At 72.0% G+C, this 18,471-nt stretch carries 15 protein-coding genes; 5 read left to right on the plus strand and 10 right to left on the minus strand.

The features are described 5' to 3' along the window. Positions 1-28: 28 nt before the first annotated feature. Entirely contained in the window at positions 29-1,438 is a 1,410-nt protein-coding gene (locus ACZ4D5_RS30975; RefSeq protein ID WP_467775760.1) for an FG-GAP-like repeat-containing protein, read from the minus strand. A 211-nt stretch (positions 1,439-1,649) separates the two neighbouring features. Between ACZ4D5_RS30975 and ACZ4D5_RS30980 the strand changes: the two genes are divergently transcribed. The 3 genes from ACZ4D5_RS30980 to ACZ4D5_RS30990 all read left to right on the plus strand — a co-directional run bounded on the left by ACZ4D5_RS30980 (position 1,650) and on the right by ACZ4D5_RS30990 (position 5,840). Continuing rightward, positions 1,650-4,034, plus strand: coding sequence for a tetratricopeptide repeat protein (locus ACZ4D5_RS30980; protein WP_467775761.1), 2,385 nt, complete (start codon positions 1,650-1,652; stop codon positions 4,032-4,034). A gap of 285 nt (positions 4,035-4,319) precedes the next feature. Beyond that, a complete protein-coding gene (locus ACZ4D5_RS30985) occupies positions 4,320-5,438 on the plus strand; it encodes an ADP-ribosylglycohydrolase family protein (protein ID WP_467775762.1) in 1,119 nt (372 codons plus the stop codon). Between the two features lie 78 nt (positions 5,439-5,516). Next, a complete protein-coding gene (locus ACZ4D5_RS30990; RefSeq protein ID WP_467775763.1) occupies positions 5,517-5,840 on the plus strand; it encodes a hypothetical protein in 324 nt (107 codons plus the stop codon). Between the two features lie 8 nt (positions 5,841-5,848). On the opposite strand, the gene ACZ4D5_RS30995 is transcribed toward ACZ4D5_RS30990, so the two are convergent. Both ACZ4D5_RS30995 and ACZ4D5_RS31000 read right to left on the minus strand, forming a co-directional pair. Next, complete coding sequence (locus ACZ4D5_RS30995) at positions 5,849-7,423, minus strand: sodium:solute symporter family protein (RefSeq protein ID WP_467775764.1); 1,575 nt, start codon at positions 7,421-7,423, stop codon at positions 5,849-5,851. A 285-nt stretch (positions 7,424-7,708) separates the two neighbouring features. After that, positions 7,709-8,503, minus strand: coding sequence for an SDR family oxidoreductase (locus ACZ4D5_RS31000; protein WP_467775765.1), 795 nt, complete (start codon positions 8,501-8,503; stop codon positions 7,709-7,711). A gap of 90 nt (positions 8,504-8,593) precedes the next feature. Between ACZ4D5_RS31000 and ACZ4D5_RS31005 the strand changes: the two genes are divergently transcribed. After that, entirely contained in the window at positions 8,594-9,433 is an 840-nt protein-coding gene (locus ACZ4D5_RS31005) for a hypothetical protein (protein WP_467775766.1), read from the plus strand. A 182-nt stretch (positions 9,434-9,615) separates the two neighbouring features. Here ACZ4D5_RS31005 and ACZ4D5_RS31010 read toward each other — a convergent pair whose 3' ends face one another. The 4 genes from ACZ4D5_RS31010 to ACZ4D5_RS31025 all read right to left on the minus strand — a co-directional run bounded on the left by ACZ4D5_RS31010 (position 9,616) and on the right by ACZ4D5_RS31025 (position 13,502). Then, positions 9,616-9,825, minus strand: coding sequence for a DUF397 domain-containing protein (locus tag ACZ4D5_RS31010; RefSeq protein ID WP_467775767.1), 210 nt, complete (start codon positions 9,823-9,825; stop codon positions 9,616-9,618). A 223-nt stretch (positions 9,826-10,048) separates the two neighbouring features. Beyond that, the gene (locus ACZ4D5_RS31015; RefSeq protein ID WP_467775768.1) at positions 10,049-10,906 is read right to left on the minus strand and encodes a helix-turn-helix domain-containing protein; all 858 of its coding nucleotides are present in this window, start codon (positions 10,904-10,906) and stop codon (positions 10,049-10,051) included. Between the two features lie 494 nt (positions 10,907-11,400). After that, positions 11,401-12,162 (minus strand): GOLPH3/VPS74 family protein, encoded by a 762-nt coding sequence (locus ACZ4D5_RS31020; RefSeq protein WP_055696788.1) that lies wholly within the window; start codon positions 12,160-12,162, stop codon positions 11,401-11,403. Between the two features lie 380 nt (positions 12,163-12,542). Continuing rightward, entirely contained in the window at positions 12,543-13,502 is a 960-nt protein-coding gene (locus ACZ4D5_RS31025) for a pentapeptide repeat-containing protein (RefSeq protein WP_467775769.1), read from the minus strand. Between the two features lie 592 nt (positions 13,503-14,094). Here ACZ4D5_RS31025 and ACZ4D5_RS31030 point away from each other — a divergent pair. Further along, positions 14,095-15,144, plus strand: coding sequence for a D-alanyl-D-alanine carboxypeptidase (locus ACZ4D5_RS31030; protein WP_467776032.1), 1,050 nt, complete (start codon positions 14,095-14,097; stop codon positions 15,142-15,144). A 96-nt stretch (positions 15,145-15,240) separates the two neighbouring features. On the opposite strand, the gene ACZ4D5_RS31035 is transcribed toward ACZ4D5_RS31030, so the two are convergent. Genes ACZ4D5_RS31035 through ACZ4D5_RS31045 form a run of 3 tightly spaced genes read right to left on the minus strand, consistent with a single transcriptional unit; the run spans position 15,241 to position 18,436 of the window. Next, a complete protein-coding gene (locus ACZ4D5_RS31035) occupies positions 15,241-16,482 on the minus strand; it encodes an ABC transporter permease (protein WP_467775770.1) in 1,242 nt (413 codons plus the stop codon). Further along, positions 16,473-17,213, minus strand: coding sequence for an ABC transporter ATP-binding protein (locus ACZ4D5_RS31040; protein WP_467775771.1), 741 nt, complete (start codon positions 17,211-17,213; stop codon positions 16,473-16,475). The genes ACZ4D5_RS31035 and ACZ4D5_RS31040 overlap by 10 nt, the downstream gene beginning before the upstream one ends. Next, on the minus strand, positions 17,210-18,436 hold the full coding sequence (locus tag ACZ4D5_RS31045; protein ID WP_467775772.1) for a peptidoglycan-binding protein: 1,227 nt from the start codon (positions 18,434-18,436) through the stop codon (positions 17,210-17,212). The genes ACZ4D5_RS31040 and ACZ4D5_RS31045 overlap by 4 nt, the downstream gene beginning before the upstream one ends. Between the last annotated feature and the right edge of the window lie 35 nt (positions 18,437-18,471).

An 18,471-nucleotide genomic window follows, 5' to 3' on the forward strand; every position in this document is an offset into this window, starting at 1 on the left:
ACGAACACACCTCCGCGGGCCCGAGGGCTCAGTGGCCCAGGTGCTGCCCGAACTGAACCCCCTTCTCCGGAGCGCCGATCGCCGCCGGGCCGAAGGACTTGATGCCCGTGACGGTCAGGCCGCCCGCGGCACCCCGCAGGTGCCAGACGGCGCCCGAGTCGGCGTACGCGCCGTCCTCCAGGGGAGCCGACACCGTCAGGTCGGCCTTGCCGTCCTTGTCGGTGTCGGACAGCAGCACCTGGCTGCCGAACTTGTCGCCCTTCTCGGAGGCGCCGGGCACGCCGTCCGTGGACTGCTGGAAGGCCTGCGATCCGGTGCCGGTCAGGCCGGAGCGGGAGCCCTTGAGCAGCACGACGCTGCCGGCGTCCGCGACCGACTCGATGTCCTCGCCGGGGATGCCGACGGCGACGTCCGCGTAGCCGTCGCCGTTCGCGTCGCCCGCGCTGATGGCGGAGCCGAACTCGTCGCCCTCCTCACCGACGCCGGGGACGCCCGCGGTGTCCTGGGTGATCTTGGCGGTACGCGAGGAGGGGCCGTCGGCGGAGCCGTAGCGGACGAGGATCGTGCCCTTCTGGTACGGCATGTCCTCGAAGTTGTCGCCGATGTCGCGGACGACCAGGTCGCCGTAGCCGTCCCCGTCGACGTCGCCGACTGCTCCGCCGAGGGAGGGCGCGAGCTTCTGCGAGGTGGTGCTCACCCCGTTCTTGCCGCCCTTCCAGAACTGGCTCTTGTACGCCATCTCCTCGAAGCCGTGGCTGGTGACGATGTCGTCGGCGCCGTCGCCCGTGAGGTCGCCGACGACGAAGTCGCCGGGGCCGAAGGTCTGGCTGGTGACGACCTGCTGGGTGCTCGCGGGCTTTCCGTCGCGCTGGAACGGGCCGTACGCGATGGTCATGCCCCGGTCGTCGTTGTCCATCGGGTCCTCGGGCTCCGGGTACTCGGCCGTGACCAGGTCCCGCTTGCCGTCGCCGTTGAAGTCCCCGGCGGTGACGCGCGCGCCGTTCGAGGCGAGCTCGGTGCTGCCCTGGCCGGTCAGGCCCTGGGCGGAGCCCCACAGGACGACGGCCTTCTCGCCGCCGCCCACGACGAGGTCGGTGTAGCCGTCGCCGTCGAGGTCCGCGGCGGCCGTCCGGTTGCCGAACTGCCCGCCGGCCTCGGGGGATCCGGGTACGCCGGGCGTGGCACGGCTGATGGTGGTGGCGTGCGCCTGGTCGGGTCCTGACGCCGAGCCGTAGACGATCGAGACGCTGCCGGGGGCGTCGCCGTTGTAGCTGCCAGGGGCCGATATGGCGAGGTCGGCGTAGCCGTCCTTGTCGAAGTCGGTGACCGGGGCGCGGGGCGGAGTGGGCGCGGCCGAGGCGGACCCGGCGGTGGCGGCCAGCACGAGCGGGGTGGCCAGCGAGGTGACGGCGAGTGCGGTGACGAGCTTGCGGCGCACTGTTCCTCCTGTGGGGAATGTCTGTGGCGTAGGTGAAGACGGTGGGCCGGAGGTGAAGGTTGTATACCCCAGAGACTTCTGCGGGTGATGTCTTGGTTCCACGGATGCCAACTTCCCTTCACCACAAGGCGTTCACGTGTGCGGGAGACTGACGTGACGGCCGGGACACCGGAGTGGGGCGGAGGGGCGGATGGCGCGGGCGAGGGTGTCGATGCAGGAGATCATCCGACGCAGGCGGCGTGCCGGGTTCGTGGGGCGGAGGGAGGAGATCCGCCTGTTCCGCGAGAACTTCGACCTGCCGCCGGACGACGACCGGCACCGCTTCCTCTTCCACGTGCACGGCCACGCGGGCGTCGGCAAGACGTCGCTCGTCCGGGAGCTCGGCCAACTGTCCAGGGACCGCGGGGCGCTGGTCGCACACGTCGACGAGGGCGCGGGCGGCATCCCCGAGGTGCTCGCGGAGATCGCCGCCCAGTTCGCCCAGCAGGGACGTGTGCTGAAGGGCCTGGACCGGGCCCTCGCCGCCCACCGCCAGCGCAGCCACGAGGCCGTCGCGGCCGCCGTGCGCGAGCCGGGTCCCGAGGAGCCCTCCACGGGCAGCGTTCTCGCGGCCCGCGCCGGGGTCGTCGGGCTCGGCATGGTGCCGGTGGTGGGCGCGCTCGCGGGCATGGTCGACGCGGGGCGCCTCGCGTCGGGCGCGGACCGGCTGCGGGCCCGCTTCCGCAACCAGGAGGACGCCCGCCTGGTCCTGGAGCCTGAGCGGTCCCTGACGCCCGTGCTCCTCGACGAGCTGGCCGCGGCGGCCGATGTCGCGCCGTGGCTCGTGCTGTTCTTCGACACGTACGAGAGGACGGCACCGTATCTGGACCACTGGCTGCGCGACGTGATGACCACCGACCGGTACGGCGAACTGCCTTCCAACGCCGTGGTCGTGACGTCCGGTCAGCTCCCCCTCGACCCGGAGCGCTGGGAAGGCGTCGCGGACTTCGCGGCGGAGATGGCGCTGCGGCCCTTCACCGACGCCGAGGCGCGCGGACTGCTCGCCGCCAAGGGCGTCACCGAGGAACCGGTGGTCGCGGAGGTCCTTCGCCTCTCGGGCCGCCTGCCCGTCCTCGTCTCCACCCTCGCCGAGGCCGGACCCGCGGGCCCCGACGACGTGGGCGACCCCAGCGCCACGGCCGTGGAGCGCTTCCTGAAGGGGGAGCGCGACCCGGTGCGGCGCGCGGCCGCCGTGGACTGCGCGCTGCCCAGGCGCCTCGACCAGGACGTGGTGCGCGCGGCGCTCGGCGGCGACGGCGACCCCGCGCAGCTGCACGCCTGGCTGTGCGCCATGCCGTTCGTGCGGACCGACCGCAGGGGCGTGGCCCGCTACCACGGCGTGGTGCGCGCCCCGATGCTGCGCCTGCGCCGCAACTCGGCGCCGTCGTCGTGGAGTTCGGGCCACGAGCGGCTCGCCGCGCTCTACGAGGGGCGGCGCGTGGCGCTCGCGGAGGCGGCGCGGGGCGAGCCGGGGCGGCCCTGGATGCGCCCGGACTGGCGGGAGGCCCGCGTCGAGGAGCTGTACCACGGCCTGTGCGCCCGGCCGCTGACCGCGCTGCCCGCGGTGCTGCGCGAGGGCGTCGACGCGTGCCGCGTGGACACGGCGGTGGCCCGGGAGTGGGCGCGGGCGGTCGCGGACGCCGCCGAGGACACGGAGGCCGAGCGGCTGCGGGCGCTGTCCGCCGAGTGCCAGCGCGCTCTCCTCGACGAACGCCTGGGCGCACTGCGGGTGTTGGAGCTGCTCCTGACCCGTCCCGAGCTGGACGACGAGGGCAGGGTCGCCGCGTACAACGCGCACGGCCTGCAGCTCTTCCACCTGGGCCGGCTGCGCGAGGCGCTGGCCGACCACGAGCGCGCCGTCGCCCTCGTCCCCGCCGACCCGTGGGGCCACCACGACCTGGCCATCACCTACCGCGCCCTCGGCGAGCACGAGACGGCGCTGCGGCACCTGGACCGCGCCGACGAGCTGGCGCCGGACGCGGAGTGGCTGGCGCGGGCGCGCGGCGAGACCTACCGGCGCATGGGCCGGTACGACGAAGCCCTGACCTGGCTGGACCGCGCGCACGAACTGCACCCCAAGGAGCCGTTGACCCTGGGCAGCCGGGGCCAGACCAAGTTCGCGCTCGGCCGTCCCCGCGAGGCCCTGGACGACCTGGACCGCGCGATCGCCCTGTGGCCCGACTACCCCTGGGCGCTGGCCCGCAGGGCCCACATCAGACAGTCCCTCGGCGACGTCGAGGGCGCTCTCGCCGACCTGGACCGCGCCCAGGAGCTGGAGCCCGACGCGGCCGGCACCCGGGGCGAGCGGGGCGACGTCCTGCGCTTCGCGGGCCGCCACGAAGAGGCCGTCGCCGAGTACGACGCGGCCCTCGCCCTCGACCCGGCGTACGCCTGGGCCCACGGCAGCAAGGCCCTCGCCCTGGAGGCGCTCGGCCGCACGGAGGAGGCCGTCGCCTGCCTGGAGCGGGCACTTGAGCTCGATCCGGGGTACGGGTGGGCGCGGGCGCAGAAGGAACGGATCCTGGGGGAGGAACGGCACGGGCAGGGGAGGGCGTGACACTGCCGTGCCCGGGCGCGGCTGAGGGCGGCCGTGGCCGGGGGCGCCAGGACGTCAGGCCGTCGGTGGCCGTCCGCGCGTGCCATGCCGTGAACTCCTCTTACGTACGCACTCCGTGGACACCTGCGAAGCTCCGGTGAACGTCGTTCAAAAGCGACCTCAAGGGCGACTCCGTGCATACCACTTGGCGCCTGAACCGATCGTTCCCGGTCGATTACAGTGCTGCGCAGTCGCAACCGGACGGGAACACGACAGGGCACGTCAAGGCACGGAGGAGAGGTCCGCGTGAGCACTGCAGCAGCCACCGGCGTCTGGGGCCGCGCCGAGCAGCAGGACTTCCGCAGCCGGGTGCGCGGCACGCTCCTCGGGGCCGCCGTGGGGGACGCCTTCGGGGCGCCCGTCGACCGCCTCGCCCTGGACGCCATCCGCGAGGAGCACGGCACCGAAGGACTCACCGAGCCCGCCCCCGCGCACGGCAGGCGCGGTGCCGTCACCGCCGCCACCCAGCTCATGCTCTTCACCGTCGACGGACTCATACGCGCCCAGGTGCGCCGCGACACCGGCGCCTGGCACCCGCCGACCGACCTGCACCGCGCCTACCGCCGCTGGGCCGCCACCCAGAGCGACTGGGGCCCCGACGAGCGGCGCAAGGAGGACGGCTGGCTGGCCCGCGAGGAGTGGCTGTACTCGCGGCGCGACCCGTCCCGCGCCTGCCTCGTCGGCCTCGGCGACGCGGTGATGGGCACTCTCGAAGCCCCCAAGAACCCCGACGAGCGCGGCCCCGAAGCCGCCGTCAGGTCCGCCCCCTTCGGCCTCCTCGTCGGCTGGGAGCCCCAGCTCGTGCTGCAGCTCGCCGTCGAGTGCGCCGTCCAGACGCACGGCCACCCCACCGCCTATCTCGCCGCGGGCGCGCACACCGTCATCGTGCACGGCCTCGCCCGCGGGGAGTCCCTCGACGGCGCGATCCAGCGGACCCTCGCCCTGCTCGCCACCCGCCCGGGACACCACGCCGTCACGGACGCCCTCCGGCACGCGCTGGGCGCCGTACGACAGGGCATGCCCGCGCCCGCGCGCGTAGAGGAGCTCCTGGCGGACGGCACCGCCGAGGGCGCGCTCGCCGCCGCCGTGTACTGCGCGCTGGTCGGCGAGGACGTCCGGCACGGCCTGCGGCTCGCCGTGAACCACGGAGGCCCGTCGGCCGCGGCGGGCGCGCTGTGCGGGGCGCTCCTCGGCGCGCTGCACGGGGAGACCGCGCTGCCTCCCGGGTGGCTCACGGAGCTGGAGGGGCGGGCCACGGTCCTGGAGCTCGCGGACGACTTCGCCATGGAGATGACCCAGGGCCCCGCCCTGCACGGCCCGGCGGTCTCGTCACCGGGGTGGCTCACACGCTATCCGCGGGCGTGAGCCGGGAGACCCGCTATCCGGGTGCCGCGCCGCGTGTCTGCCGGGCGTGCCCCCTCACCTACCAGCAAGGTCGTTCCCATGAACGCACCTCGTTTGCTCGCCGTCCCCCTGCTCGCCCTCGCCCTCCTGGGCGCCACGGCCGCCTCCGCGTCCGCCGCCCCCGCGGCCGAGCCCTTCCCGCAGGGCGGGTCCACCGCGTCGGCCGTCCCCTTCGGGGACCCCTTCGCCTCCGACCCGTTCTACGCCGACTTCTTCGAGCGGGCGCAGGCCCGCCAGGAGGGGGCGAACCCCCACCTGGTCACGACCCGCGCCCCGCACTGCCCGCCCCCGGCCGGCGGCAACGGCAGCGGCGGCGACAGCCTCCTGGAGTCCGACATCACGTCGAGCACGTCGATCCTCTGACCGACGCGTCACTCCTTCACCGGCGCGGTCACCGCGCCGTCCCGCGGCTCCGCGGGAGCGGGCACGGCCGCCGCTCCCGCGGAGCCGTCGTCGTCCGTGTTGATCCTCTCGATGAGCGCGTCCCGCTCGGGGGTGTCCTCCGGCTTCACCCAGCCGACCAGGACGTAGAGGACGAGGGAGACGGCCAGCGGGACCGACACCTGGTACTGGAGGGCGACGCCGCCCTCGACGGCCCCGTCGATGGGGTAGTTGACCAGGTAGAAGGCGAACAGCCCGGCCGCCCAGCTGGTCAGCGCCGCGGTCGGCCCGGACTTCCTGAACGCGCGCAGCAGGCCCAGCATCATCGGGATCGCGATCGGGCCCATCAGACCGGCCACCCACTTGATGACGACCGTGATGACGTCCTTGAACGTCGGCGAGTTCACCTGCGTCGCGACCGCCATGGACAGGCCGAGGAAGACCACCGTCGTGAGCCGCGCGGCGACCAGGCCCCTGCGCTCGCTCCAGCCCCGCGCCTTCGCGGACAGGGCGGGCGCCACGTCCCGGGTGAAGACCGCGGCGATCGCGTTGGCGTCGGAGGAGCACATGGCCATGGTGTGCGAGAAGAAGCCGACGATGACGAGCCCCAACAGGCCGTGCGGCAGCAGCTGTTCGGTCATCAGGGCGTACGAGTCCGAGCCGTCGGACTTCTGGGCGTCGACCAGGAGCGGCGACATCCACATGGGGAAGAACAGGACGAGCGGCCAGAGAAGCCACAGGGCCGCGGAGAGCTTCGCGGAGCGCGCGGCCTCCTTGGCGTTGGCGGTCGCCATGTAGCGCTGCGCCTGGTTGAGCATGCCGCCGTTGTACTCGAAGAGCTTGATGAAGACGAACGCGAGCAGGAACACCGTGCCGTACGGGCCGACCAGCGGCTTTCCGTGGCCCGCGAGCTCCGGCTCGTCCCAGACGCCGAAGAACCCGCCGTACGGGCCGAGCTCGGCGACGACGGCCACGAACATCGCGACACCGGCGAGGAGTTGGATGACGAACTGCCCGAGCTCGGTGAGCGCGTCGGCCCACAGGCCGCCGATGGTGCAGTAGATCGCCGTGATGACGCCGGTGATGAGGATGCCCTGGTTGAGGGAGACCCCGGTGAAGACGGACAACAGGGTGGCGATGGCCGCCCACTTGGCGCCCACGTCCACGATCTTCAGGAGCATTCCGGACCAGGCGAGCGCCTGCTGGGTGCCGAGGTTGTAGCGGTTCTTGAGGTACTCCAGCGGCGATGCCACGTGCAGGCGCGAGCGCAGGCGGTTGATGCGGGGGGCGAAGAGCCGCGCGCCGATCGCGATGCCGAGGGCGATGGGGAAGGACCAGGTGACGAAGGACGTGACGCCGTACGTGTACGCGATGCCCGCGTACCCGGTGAACATCACCGCGCTGTAGCCGGACATGTGGTGCGAGATGCCCGACAGCCACCAGGGCATCCTGCCGCCGGCGGTGAAGAAGTCGCTGACGTTGTCGACCCGCTTGTGCGACCACACGCCGATCGCGACCATCACGCCGAAGTAGCCGATGAGCACGGCCCAGTCGAGACTGTTCATATGGCCCTCCAGGGGTCCGCCTGGTGAACTGCGCATAACTGGCTCGCACTTCGCCAGTACCGGCCGCCGGGGACGGGAACGACCCGGAAGTGCCCGCTCATCGTGGGTTCGGCCGCGCATCTCCGACAACAGCCCGCAGGGTCAAGAGCACGTAAAATCGTTCGGTTTACTGATCCGGGTTCATATACGTGGCCAGCGGGCGTGGCTGCGGGGCAACGAAAAGCGCCCCCGACAGGGGGCGCGGGGAACTGCGCGAGCAACCACGAAGGACCTGCGGGGAACGGACTACCGCATCAATTCTCCCGCGTTCACCAGCAACGACTGTCCGGTGACGGCCCGGGCCCGATCGGACGCGAGAAACACCACCGCATCGGCGACGTCTCCGTCCGTCGCCAGGTCGGGCAGTGCCATCCGTGCCGCGAGGCGCCCCCGCACCTCCTCCTCCGTCACGCCTTCGGCCCCCGCCGTGAACTGGACGTACGCCTCGACCGGCGGCCCCCACATCCACCCCGGCAGCACCGTGTTGACCCGGATCCGATCCGGGCCCAGCTCGTGCGCGAGCGAGTACATGGCCGAGGTCAACGCCCCCTTCGACGCCGCGTACGCGGCCTGCCGCACCTGCGAGGGCGCGGCGACGGCCGACTGCGTGCCGATGAAGACCACCGAACCGCCCCGCCGCTCCCTGAGCGCGGGCAGGCACGCGCGCGTCATGCGCAGGGTGCCCAGCAGATTGACGTCGACGACCTGGCGCCAGGTGTCGAAGTCCGCGTCCGCCAGGCCGCCGAAGTGGCTGTCCCAGGCGGCCACATGGACCACGGCATCGATCCCCCCGAACCGCTCACGCGCCAGCCCGGCGAGGGCCTCGCACTGCCGCTCGTCGGTGATGTCGGTGGCGCGGTAGGCGGTGCGGGTGCCCTCGGGGTCGATCTCGGCGGCCGACTTGGCGAGGTTCGCCTCCGTGCGCGCCCCCAGTACGGCGTTGCCGCCGTCGCGCACGACGGCGGCCGCGACCTGGTGGCCGAGCCCGGCGCCGACGCCCGAGACGACGACGGTCTTCGACTTCAGGAGCGACGACGACATGGGGCGCCTCCCGGCTCTGGCAGTTTTGCTGACGGAGCGTCAGAGTATGGGCGTCCACCCGAGGAAGGAAGAGGGAGGCAGGGGAGACGCATGAGCGAGGACACCCGCAGCGACGTCTACGCCGAGCTGGCCGCCGTCGGGCCCTACGGGGTGCACCCGGGGCACGCCCTGATCACCATGGTCGAGCCGCACCCGGGGCACGAGTACGCGTACAACCGCTGGTACGAGGACGACCACTACTACGCGGGCGCGATGGCCATGCCGTGGATGTACGCGGGGCGCCGCTGGGTGGCCACGCGCGAGCTCCAACTCCTGCGCTACCCGGACAAGTCCGCGATAGCCGAGCCGGTCACCGCGGGGTGCTACCTCTCCACGTACTGGGTCACGGACGGCCGCTACGACGACCACATGAAGTGGACCGTGGGCATCAACAAGCGGCTCAACCGCGACGGGCGCGTCTACCAGGACCGCACGCACGTCTTCACCGCCTTCCAGGACCACGAGGCGACCGTCTACCGGGACGGCGCGGCGGGACCGCGCGACTTCCACGCGCTCGACCACCCGTACCAGGGCCTCGTCCTGGAGGTCATCGACGCGGAAGGGCCGGAGAGGCGGGCCGAGTTGCTGGAGTGGCTGCGCGCCAGGCACCTGCCGCGCGCGCTGGCCGGGTCGCCCGCCGCGATGGTCACGCTGTTCCGGCCGACACCGCTGCCGGGGGACCGGATGACGTACGTGAAACAGGTCGAGGGCGTGGACACCCGGCTGACCCTGCTCTGGTTCCTCCAGGAGGATCCGCGGGAGTGCTGGGAGGCGCACTTCACGGGGCGCGAGAGCGCCGTCGCGGAGTCGGGGCTCGGGCGTGTGGAACTGGTGGCGCCGTTTGTTCCGACGGTGCCGGGTACGGACGCGTACGTCGACCGGCTGCGCTGAGGTGTGCGCCGAGCGCGCCGCGCACATCACGCGCACCGCGGTGCGCCGGCGCAAGGCCGAGCCCCCTCGGCCGGGACGGCGGGCCAGTCGAGAGGGCTCATTCGGTGGTGCGTATGTGATTGTTCTTCGTGCGCTCGTGCTCTCGTGCGCTTCGTGTTCTTCTGTCGATGAGCGCTGCTGTCTCACGCGAGGTCGGCAGCCCCCCGGCTCACCTCGGTGACGAATGCGTTCCACGACTCGGCCGGGAAGGCGAGGACCGGGCCCTCGACGACCTTGGAGTCGCGGACCGAAATTCCCGTCCGCACCGGCGATTTGACCTCGACGCACGCGCCGTTGCCCGTGGAGTACGAAGACTTGACCCAGTTGTGCGAAGCGCCCTGCTGAATTGCCATGTCTGCTCCGTTTTGCGCAGTTGATGAGTTGCTGTCGCCGCAAAATGCGGTGTTGCGCCACCGTTCTTGCTTGATGGCGTGAATGACGCTACTCGCCAACATCGGCGCGTGAAGGGATCGTTCACTCAACCGGATGGCATATTCCAGGGGGGTCTTCCGCCCCGACGCGGCAAGGGTGTACCGTGCGGCGCCTTCCCGCGAGGGGGTGGTTCATACCGGGGTATCAGCGGGCGTACTCCTTCGCGATGTCCGCGATGAGCTGCCGGGATTGTTCGACATTCAAGGCCTGTGCCCGCAAATGCTCGTACATGACGCTGTATTGCTGGACGTCGTTCGCCTTCTCCAGATACAGGTCGCTCGTGACGCCCTCGATGTAGACCACGCTGGAATCGGCCGCGTCGGGGAACTCGAGGATCGCGTACTGGCCGTTGAGCCCGGGGTGTGCGCCCATCTCGAAAGGGATCACCTGGACCGTCACATGCGGAAGTTGGGACTGCTCGACGAGGTGTTCCAGCTGGTCGCGCATGAGATGGCGGGAGCCCACGACGCGGCGCAGCGCCGATTCGTCGAGAACGGTCCACAGGCGCAGCGGAACGTCCGGCGCCGCGATGCGGTCCTGACGGCGCATGCGCACCTGGACGCGCTTCTCGATGTCGGTGGGCGTGGTCTCCGGGAGTGCGCCGGTGATGAGCGCCTCGGCGTACGCGCGGGTCTGCAGCAGGCCGGGGACGACCTGCGGGTCGTACACGCGCAGGGACGCCGCGTCGGTCTCCAGACCGATGTACACGCTGTACGGGATGTCGCCGAAGGAGTGCCACCAGCCCTGCTGGCGGGAGTCCTTGGCCATCTGCATCAGCGAATCGACGATGCGGTGGTCCTCGACCTCGTAGACACCGCAGAGGTCGCGGACGTCGCGCTGGCTGATCGAGCGGCGGCCGTTCTCGAGACGGCTGATCTTCGACTGCGAGACGAGCAGGCGCTCGGCGACCTCCTCGGCCGTCATGCCCTTGAGCTCACGGAGCCGACGGAGCTCCTGGCCCAACCGGCGTCGCCTGACGGTGGGATTGACATTGGACGCCACGGGACGTGCACCTCCGGCTTGCATACCTCTACTTTGCGTATCTACTGCTCAGCAGAGTGCCACCAACAAGTGCGGCACCGCTGGGAAACAGCGGATGTGCGGACGTGAGGACGGGTGCAGAAGGGGTGCGGAGCTGCCCCGCGGCGCCAAAGGGTGTGCGGCCGCGCGGGGTGGTGGTACCGGGGTGCCGTCGTCCGGACGGTCCGGTGCCACGCCCCGCGCGGCCCAGCGGCTCCCGAACCGGGTCTGGGGGACTACGGCGCGGCGCTGGTGGTGCTGAGCGGTTACGTGATGGTGGTGCGTTACCTGAATGGAGCGTCACGTGACGGTGGTGCGTACCTGAGTGATGCGTCACGTGAGAATGGTGCGTGACGTGATGGTGGTGCTGAGCGGTACGTGCTGGGTGGTGCGTGCCGGGCGGCGCTTGTGAGCGGTGCTGCTCGGCGAGCGGTGCTTGTGATCAGTGCTCAGTGAGCGGTGCTTGTGAGCGGTGCTCAGTGAGCCACGGCGCGTGCCATGGATCCGCGGCGCGGTTGCAGCGGAACCCCGCCGGGGTCCGCCGCCGACCTGGCCGGCTGGCGTCCGCCCGGTCCCGCGGGACCGGCTGGTGCGGCGCTGCGGCGCGGCTGAGCGGCCACGCCGTTCTGGACGTCCATCACGGCGTGTGCCACGAGGCCGCCCATGGGGTCGTGCCTGATGAGATCCCGGAGGCGCGAGCGCGATGAACGCCCTTCGTTTCCGGGATACAGATGCTTGCCGAGACCGACCGCGTGGGCCAGTGCGGCGAGCGCGGCGGTCCGCGGGTCCGGCGGTACACCGGTGCGGATCGCCGAATCGAGCCGGGACCTGATTTCCCGGCTGATGGCCGTGTCCGTCGCTTGGTAGCGAGTCGTCGGCAGCACCCCGCACATCTGACCGGCGACGGCATGCACCATGCCGCACCGCTCCAGATGCGAGAGATACGTCTGGCGGAGCCCAAGCCTGGGCCCGCCGATCCAGTGGACGGCCCGAACCGGGCTGCCGCGCCTGCGCAGCAGTTCCAGCGCGGAGTCCAGTGTCGGATCTCCGGTCGGCCGTGGCATCACCACGGCGATACGATCCCCGTCTGGGGCTATCCGTCCGGCCAGCGCCAGCTCTACTAGCTGTGCTCCGGCCAGACCGAGGTCGAGCGACTGCGGCTGCGCTGTGGTGCCCGTGGCCGGGTCCAAAGCGAGCAGCAGAAGCTCCTCCGGAATTGTTCTGCGGCTCCTGCCCATCCATGCCTCCCCGCGTGGATGAATGACAGGGTGACCCAACTCACTTTGGTCTGTCGAGAGTGCGTGGGCGGGATGTACGGGAACCAGTAGGTATGTCGTTCTCGTCTACCACGGGGGTTAAGCCCTCACACAGGACACTGGTACACGGTTCGGACAGCGGGTCCGGTCGGGTCCCGACGGGTGTCCAGCACACGGCAGGCATCATCATCGGCATACGGCATGGCGTACGAGGAGGCATCGGTGGCGGGCGAGACCCCCGACAGGTCGAAGCAGCGGAAGTCGTCGGGGACCCCGACTGCGGCGGAGTCTTCTGTGCCTGCGCCGGAGGAACGGGACCCGCGTCTTGCGATGACCCGCGAGACGCCTCAGGTGCGTGAGGATCACGCGACCGCGGTCTTCTCCACGAAGGACGTCGCCAAGGCGGCGGCCGGTTCCGACACCCCGGAGCCGGCCTCGGACCCCGAGCCGGGCTCCGGCTCCGACTCCGGTACCGACTCCGGGGCCAAGCCGGAGGCGAACGGCGACGCGCGCCTTCGGGCCGCGGTGGCGGCCTGGGTGGCGGGCGCGGACGACGAGGAGTCCCCGGCCGCGGAGAACGACGACGCCTCCTCGGGCGGCAGTGACGCTCCTGCGCGGAGCGACGCCGCCGAGGACGAGGCCCCGGCGAAGGCCGACGGTCCGGCGGGGGGCGCGTCCGCCGGCGATGCCCCGGGCAAGGGCGACGGCTCCTCCGGGGCCGAGGCCGAGGTCAAGGCGGAGGTCACGGCTTCGGCCGACGCCTCGGCAGGGAGCGGTTCCTCCGTCGGCGGCGGCTCCGCGAAGCCCGAAGCGACGCCCGAGGCCGATGCCTCGGCGGTGGTCGACGGCTCCGCGAAGCCCGAGGGCGCCGACGCGGCCGACGCTTCGTCGAAGGCCGGAAGCGACTCCAAGACCGATGCCCCGGCGCGGCCCGAGGCCGGTGACTCCCCGGCGGACTCCCCTGAGGGGGGCGCCGCCGACGGTTCCAAGACCGACGAGCCCGAGGCCTCCGCGAAGGACGCCTCCGCGACGGGTGCTTCCGTCGAGGGCGCTCCGGTCAAGGGCGGTTCCACGAAGGGCGCTTCCGCCGAGGGCATCTCGGCGAAGGACGCCTCGGCGAAGGACGCCTCCGCGACGGGTGCTTCCGTCGAGGGCGCTCCGGTCAAGGGCGGTTCCACGAAGGGCGCTTCCGCCGAGGGCATCTCGGCGAAGGACGCCTCGGCGAAGGACGCCTCGGCGAAGGACGCTCCGGCCAAGGACGCCTCCGCGAAGGACGCTCCGGCCAAGGACGCCTCCGCCAAGGACACCCCCGCCGAATCCACCGGTGTCGATCAAGCCACCGCCGTGTTCAAGGCCGTGGCGCCCAAGGCTGTCGATCAGCCCACCACCATGCTCAAGCTGGGTGACCACAAGCCCAAGGGTGAGGCCACTGCAAAGGGTGATGCAAAGGCCGAGAGGGATGCCGAGCGGACCAGTAAGTTCGTCGCGCTGAAGCCGCTCGACGAGCCCGCCGCCAAGCCGAAGACGAAGCCCGAGGGCAAGGTGGAGGGCGCCGCCAAGGGGGCCGGAGCCGCCGCCTCGGCCGCTCAGGCCCCGGACGCCCCCGCGGCCCCCGCTGCCCCCGGCGTCGTAGGCCCCGAGCGCACCACCCAGCAGCCCCTGCCGCCCAAGCCGCCGCTCGATCTCCTCGCCGAGCTGACCAACACCCCGCCGCCCGCCGAGACCCCGGTCCGCACCGCCGTGCGCCGGGTCAAGATCTGGACGCCGCTGGTCCTGCTCCTGGTGGTCGTCTTTGCAGTCGTACAGGCCGTACGTCCGCTGCCGACCCCCACCCTGAAGCTCACCGCGCAGGAGTCCGTGACCTTCGACGGCGGCAAGCCGTCCATCCCGTGGCCCGGCGAGGGCCAGGCCGCGATGGACGTCAACGGCATCGGCACCTTCGGCACCCACGGCGACCAGAAGCCCGTGCCGATCGCGAGCATCGCGAAGGTCATGACGGTCTATCTGATCCTGCGCGACCACCCGCTGGAGAAGGGCGACAAGGGCCCGGAGATCCCCGTCGACGCCGCCGCCCAGAAGCACTACGAGACGGGCAAGCCGGCCAACGAGTCGGTCGTCAAGGTCACCGAGGGCCAGAAGATCCGCGAGTACGAGGCGCTCCAGGCGGTCATGCTCCCGTCGGCGAACAACGTCGCCAAGCTCCTGGCCCGCTGGGACACCAAGAGCAACTCCGAGGACGAGTTCGTCGCGAAGATGAACAAGACGGCCAAGGAGCTGGGCATGAAGAACACGCACTACACGGACCCCAGCGGCCTGGACAAGACGACCGTCTCCACCGCCGAGGACCTCGTGAAGCTCGGCCGCGCGGCCATGGAGAACCCCGTCTTCAACGAGATCTCCCGCCAGCCCGAGTACATCGACCTCAACGGCGACAAGCAGAAGAACTTCTTCGGCCTCGTCCCGACCGTCGCGATCGGCATCAAGACCGGCACCACCACCGCGGCCGGCGGCAACATCCTCTTCGCCGCGAGGAGGGTGATCGACGGCAAGGAGCAGACGATCATCGGCGCGGCCCTCGGCCAGTACGGCGACAACGGCGTGGCCAACATCGACGAGGTCACCCGGGTCACCAAGGAACTCATCCAGGCCGGAAAGGGCGCGCTCAAGTCCAAGACCGTCGTCAAGAAGGGCGACGTGGTCGGTGAGGTGGAGGACGGCCTGGGCGGTTCGACGCCCGTCGTCGCCACCAAGGACGTCCCCGCCGTCGGCTGGGGCGGCCTGACCGTGAAGCTGGAGCTGGACGCCCAGAAGGGCAAGACCCTGCCGCACTCGGCGAAGGCCGGCACCAAGGTCGGCGTGCTGAGCGTCGGCGACGGCAAGGGCGGCGCCGTGGAGGTACCGGTCGCCCTGCAGAAGGACCTCTCCGAGCCGGGCTTCGGCGCCAAGCTGACGCGGGTCAGCTGACACGAGCGGTCTGACGCCGCGGGCCGTCGGGCCCGAACCAAAGGCCTGTGTCCCCTCCCCGCCGGGGGAGGGGACACAGGCCTTTGTCGGCGCCTCCTACCTGCGCAGCGCCTCCGCGGGCGGCACGCGGCTGGCCCGCCACGCCGGATAGAGGCCGGCGAGCAGCCCGGTCACCAGGCCGGTCACCGGAGCCGCGACCAGCACCGCGGGGTGAGTGACGGGGGTCCACTCGCGGACGTATGCGACCGCGACGACCGCGACGGTGCCCGCGGCGGTTCCCGCGATGCCGCCGAGCGCGCCCAGGATGCCGGATTCCGTGAGGAACTGGAGGGTGATGTGGTGGCGCCGGGCGCCCAGCGCACGGCGGAGCCCGATCTCCCCGGTCCGTTCCATGACGGCGACGAGTGTGGTGTTGGCGATGCCGACCGCGCCGATGACCAGGCACACCCCCGCGAGCAGCAGAAAGAGCTGCTCCAGGTCGCCGGTCACCGTGGTGCGCAGCGTCCGGGGGTCGGACGGCGGCACGGCCGTGAAGCGCTCGGGATGAGCGGGGTCGAGCGCCGTCGCGGCCTGCGCGGCCAGTTGCCGTGCCGCGCCGAGCCGGGTGGAGATGAGCATCCGGGCACGTTCGCCCGGTTCGGGCCCGCCCCACAGCTCCTCCGCCGTGCTCCGGGGCACCACGACGGACAGCAGCAGGTCGGGCTTGCGGTCCACGTCCTCGACGATGCCGATGACGGTGAACGGGGCGTCGTCGACGAAGACCGCCGGGTTGCCGCGCAGAGTGGTGATGCCGAGCCGGGAGGCGAGGGCGCTGCCGACGACGGCGACCCGCTCGTGGCGCCGCTCGTGGAAACCGTCGAAGACGCGCCCGTGGCGCAGTCGTGCCCCGGCCGCCCGCAGGACACCGGGGGAGGCGGCCACGGTCGTGGCGCGCTCCCGTTCGGCGCCGGGGGCGGGCGATGCGCTGACCAGGTTGTTCCGGCCGAGTCCCACGGTCCAGTAGACGCCCGCGTGGCGACTGCCGTTGAGCCGTTCGATCCGGGAGTCGGCATCGGCGGGAAAGGAGTTGGCGACGGTCTCGGAGTCCGTGCCGCCGGTGTCCCTGACCGTCACTTCGGTCGCGGTGAGCCGGTTGAAGCGGGCGTCGATCTGCGACGAGGCCGTCGCCGTCAGACCCAGCACCGTCACCAGGGTGCCCACGCCGAGGACCGTGCCCAGCGCGGTGAGCGTGGACCGGCCGGGGCGCTGCAACACGCCTGCCAGGGCTTCCGCCAGCAGGTCCCGGGGGCCGAGGTGGGAGCGGGTACGGCCGGCCCGCGCCCGGCGGTTCAGACGCACGGTGCCGCTCCCTCCGTGCTCCGGCGCTGTACGTCGGTGACCTCGCCGTCCCGGATGCGCAGCGTGCGGTCGCCGCGGTCGGCGACCTCCTGGTCGTGGGTGATGACGACGAGCGTCATGCCGTCCTGGTGTAGGGCGTCGAGGAGTTCGAGGACGGCGCCCGCGGTCGCGGTGTCGAGGTTTCCCGTGGGCTCGTCACACAGCAGGAGCGAGGGAGCGGCGGCCAGGGCCCGGGCGATGGCGACACGCTGGCGCTCGCCGCCCGAGAGCCGCGTGGGGAGCGCGTCGAGGCGGTGGCCGAGGCCTACGCGCACCAGGGCCTCGCGGGCCAGCGCGGTGCGCTCGTGCCGGGCCACGGCGGGGTTGTAGAGCATGCCCAGCATGACGTTCTCCGCGGCGCTGCGGTGCGGGACGAGATGGAAGGACTGGAAGACGAAGCCGATGCGGCCGCCGCGCAGAGCGGTGCGCTCGCGTTCGGAGAGGGTCGTGGTGTCGGTGCCGTCGAGCAGGCAGGTGCCCTGGGTGGGGGTGTCGAGGAGTCCGGCGATGTTGAGGAAGGTGGACTTGCCGGACCCGGAGGGGCCCGTGACGGTCACGTACTCGCCGGGGTGGACGCGGATGTGGCAGGGCTTCAGCGCCCGCACGGGAGGCGGGCCGGGGTAGGTGAGCGCGGCCCCGCGCATTTCCAGTACGGGTGGGGTGGTCCCGGCGGCGGGCGTGTGAGGGGTCACCGGGCACGCCCGGCGCGGGCGGCGGACTCGACACCGACGGAGACGGCGTCGCCCTGTCTCAGCTGCCCGCTCCCGGTCGGTGTGACTTCGACGTACCCGTCACCGGATATGCCCGTGCGCACCGGTACGCGTCGTTGCCCGCCGTCCGAAGTGCACACGGTGACGACCGACTTGGCGTCGGCGCCGGAGGTGACCGCGGAGAGGGGCACCACCAGTACCTCCCCGTCGGACGCCGCCGCTTCCACGGTCAGGCGCACGTCCTGCCCCGCCAGCCGGGGGTCGAGCGGCTCGTCGGGGGTGACGGTGACCGCGTACCCGGCGCGGGAGTCGGGCGCGCCGTCCTGTCCGCCGTCGCGCGTGCCTTCGGACAGTTCGCGGGCGACCGACTTGACCGTGCCGTTCGCCGTCGTGCCGGTGGTCTCGGAGGAGATCTCGACCCGCTGGCCCGCGCGCACCAGGTTCTTCTCGTCGGGCCTGAGGGTGCCGCGTACCGTCAGGTCGCCGGTGCTGAGCGTCATCAGCTTCTCTCCCGGTTCCCGCCCGACCCGTGCGGTCACGGTCTCGACGCGGGCGGGGAAGGTAGGTACGTAGACCAGTTCGGAGACCGGGACGACAGGGCCCGCGGACGATGCGCCGGTGGCGCCCTCGGTCTTCTCCCCGCCTCGGGACGGGTCGTAGCCGAGAGACGCGTAGAGGCGTTCGACGGCTCGCGCGGTGCCGGTGCCGAACCGGCCCGGGGTGTCGCCCCCGGTGCCGAAACCCGTGTCGGCCAGGGCCTTCTGCAGCTGCGCGACATCGTCGCCGTGCAGGCCGGGGCGCAGGTCGCGGTAGGCGGGGAGGCTGCCGCGGAGCACGAAGACGGGGCGCCCGGAGACCTCGACGAGGACGTGGCCGGGCGACACCTTGTCGTCCTGCTTGACCTTCACGCGGGTGACGACGGACCGGGAGGCATCGCCGCCGCCGGTGCCGGACGTGCTGATGTCGAGACTCTGCCGGGCCCGGACGAGACCACGGGTCACCACGGTGTCCTTCAGGACGCGCCGCTCCACGGGCGCGGTCAGCACGTCCGGTTCGGGGGGACCGGCCTCGGCGGCGACCTGCTGCGGGGACTTGACGAGCCGGCCCCCCGCCGCTCCCGCGCCGGTCAGGACGACCGCTCCGGCGACCAGGGCCACCACCGTACGGCGCCGCCTGCCCAGGGCCGTCGCCCGCTCGGTCGTCATGCTTCTTTTCCTCCGGCTTGCCGTGCGGCCCAGGG

It is taken from the genome of Streptomyces sp. NPDC025651, from assembly GCF_055558735.1.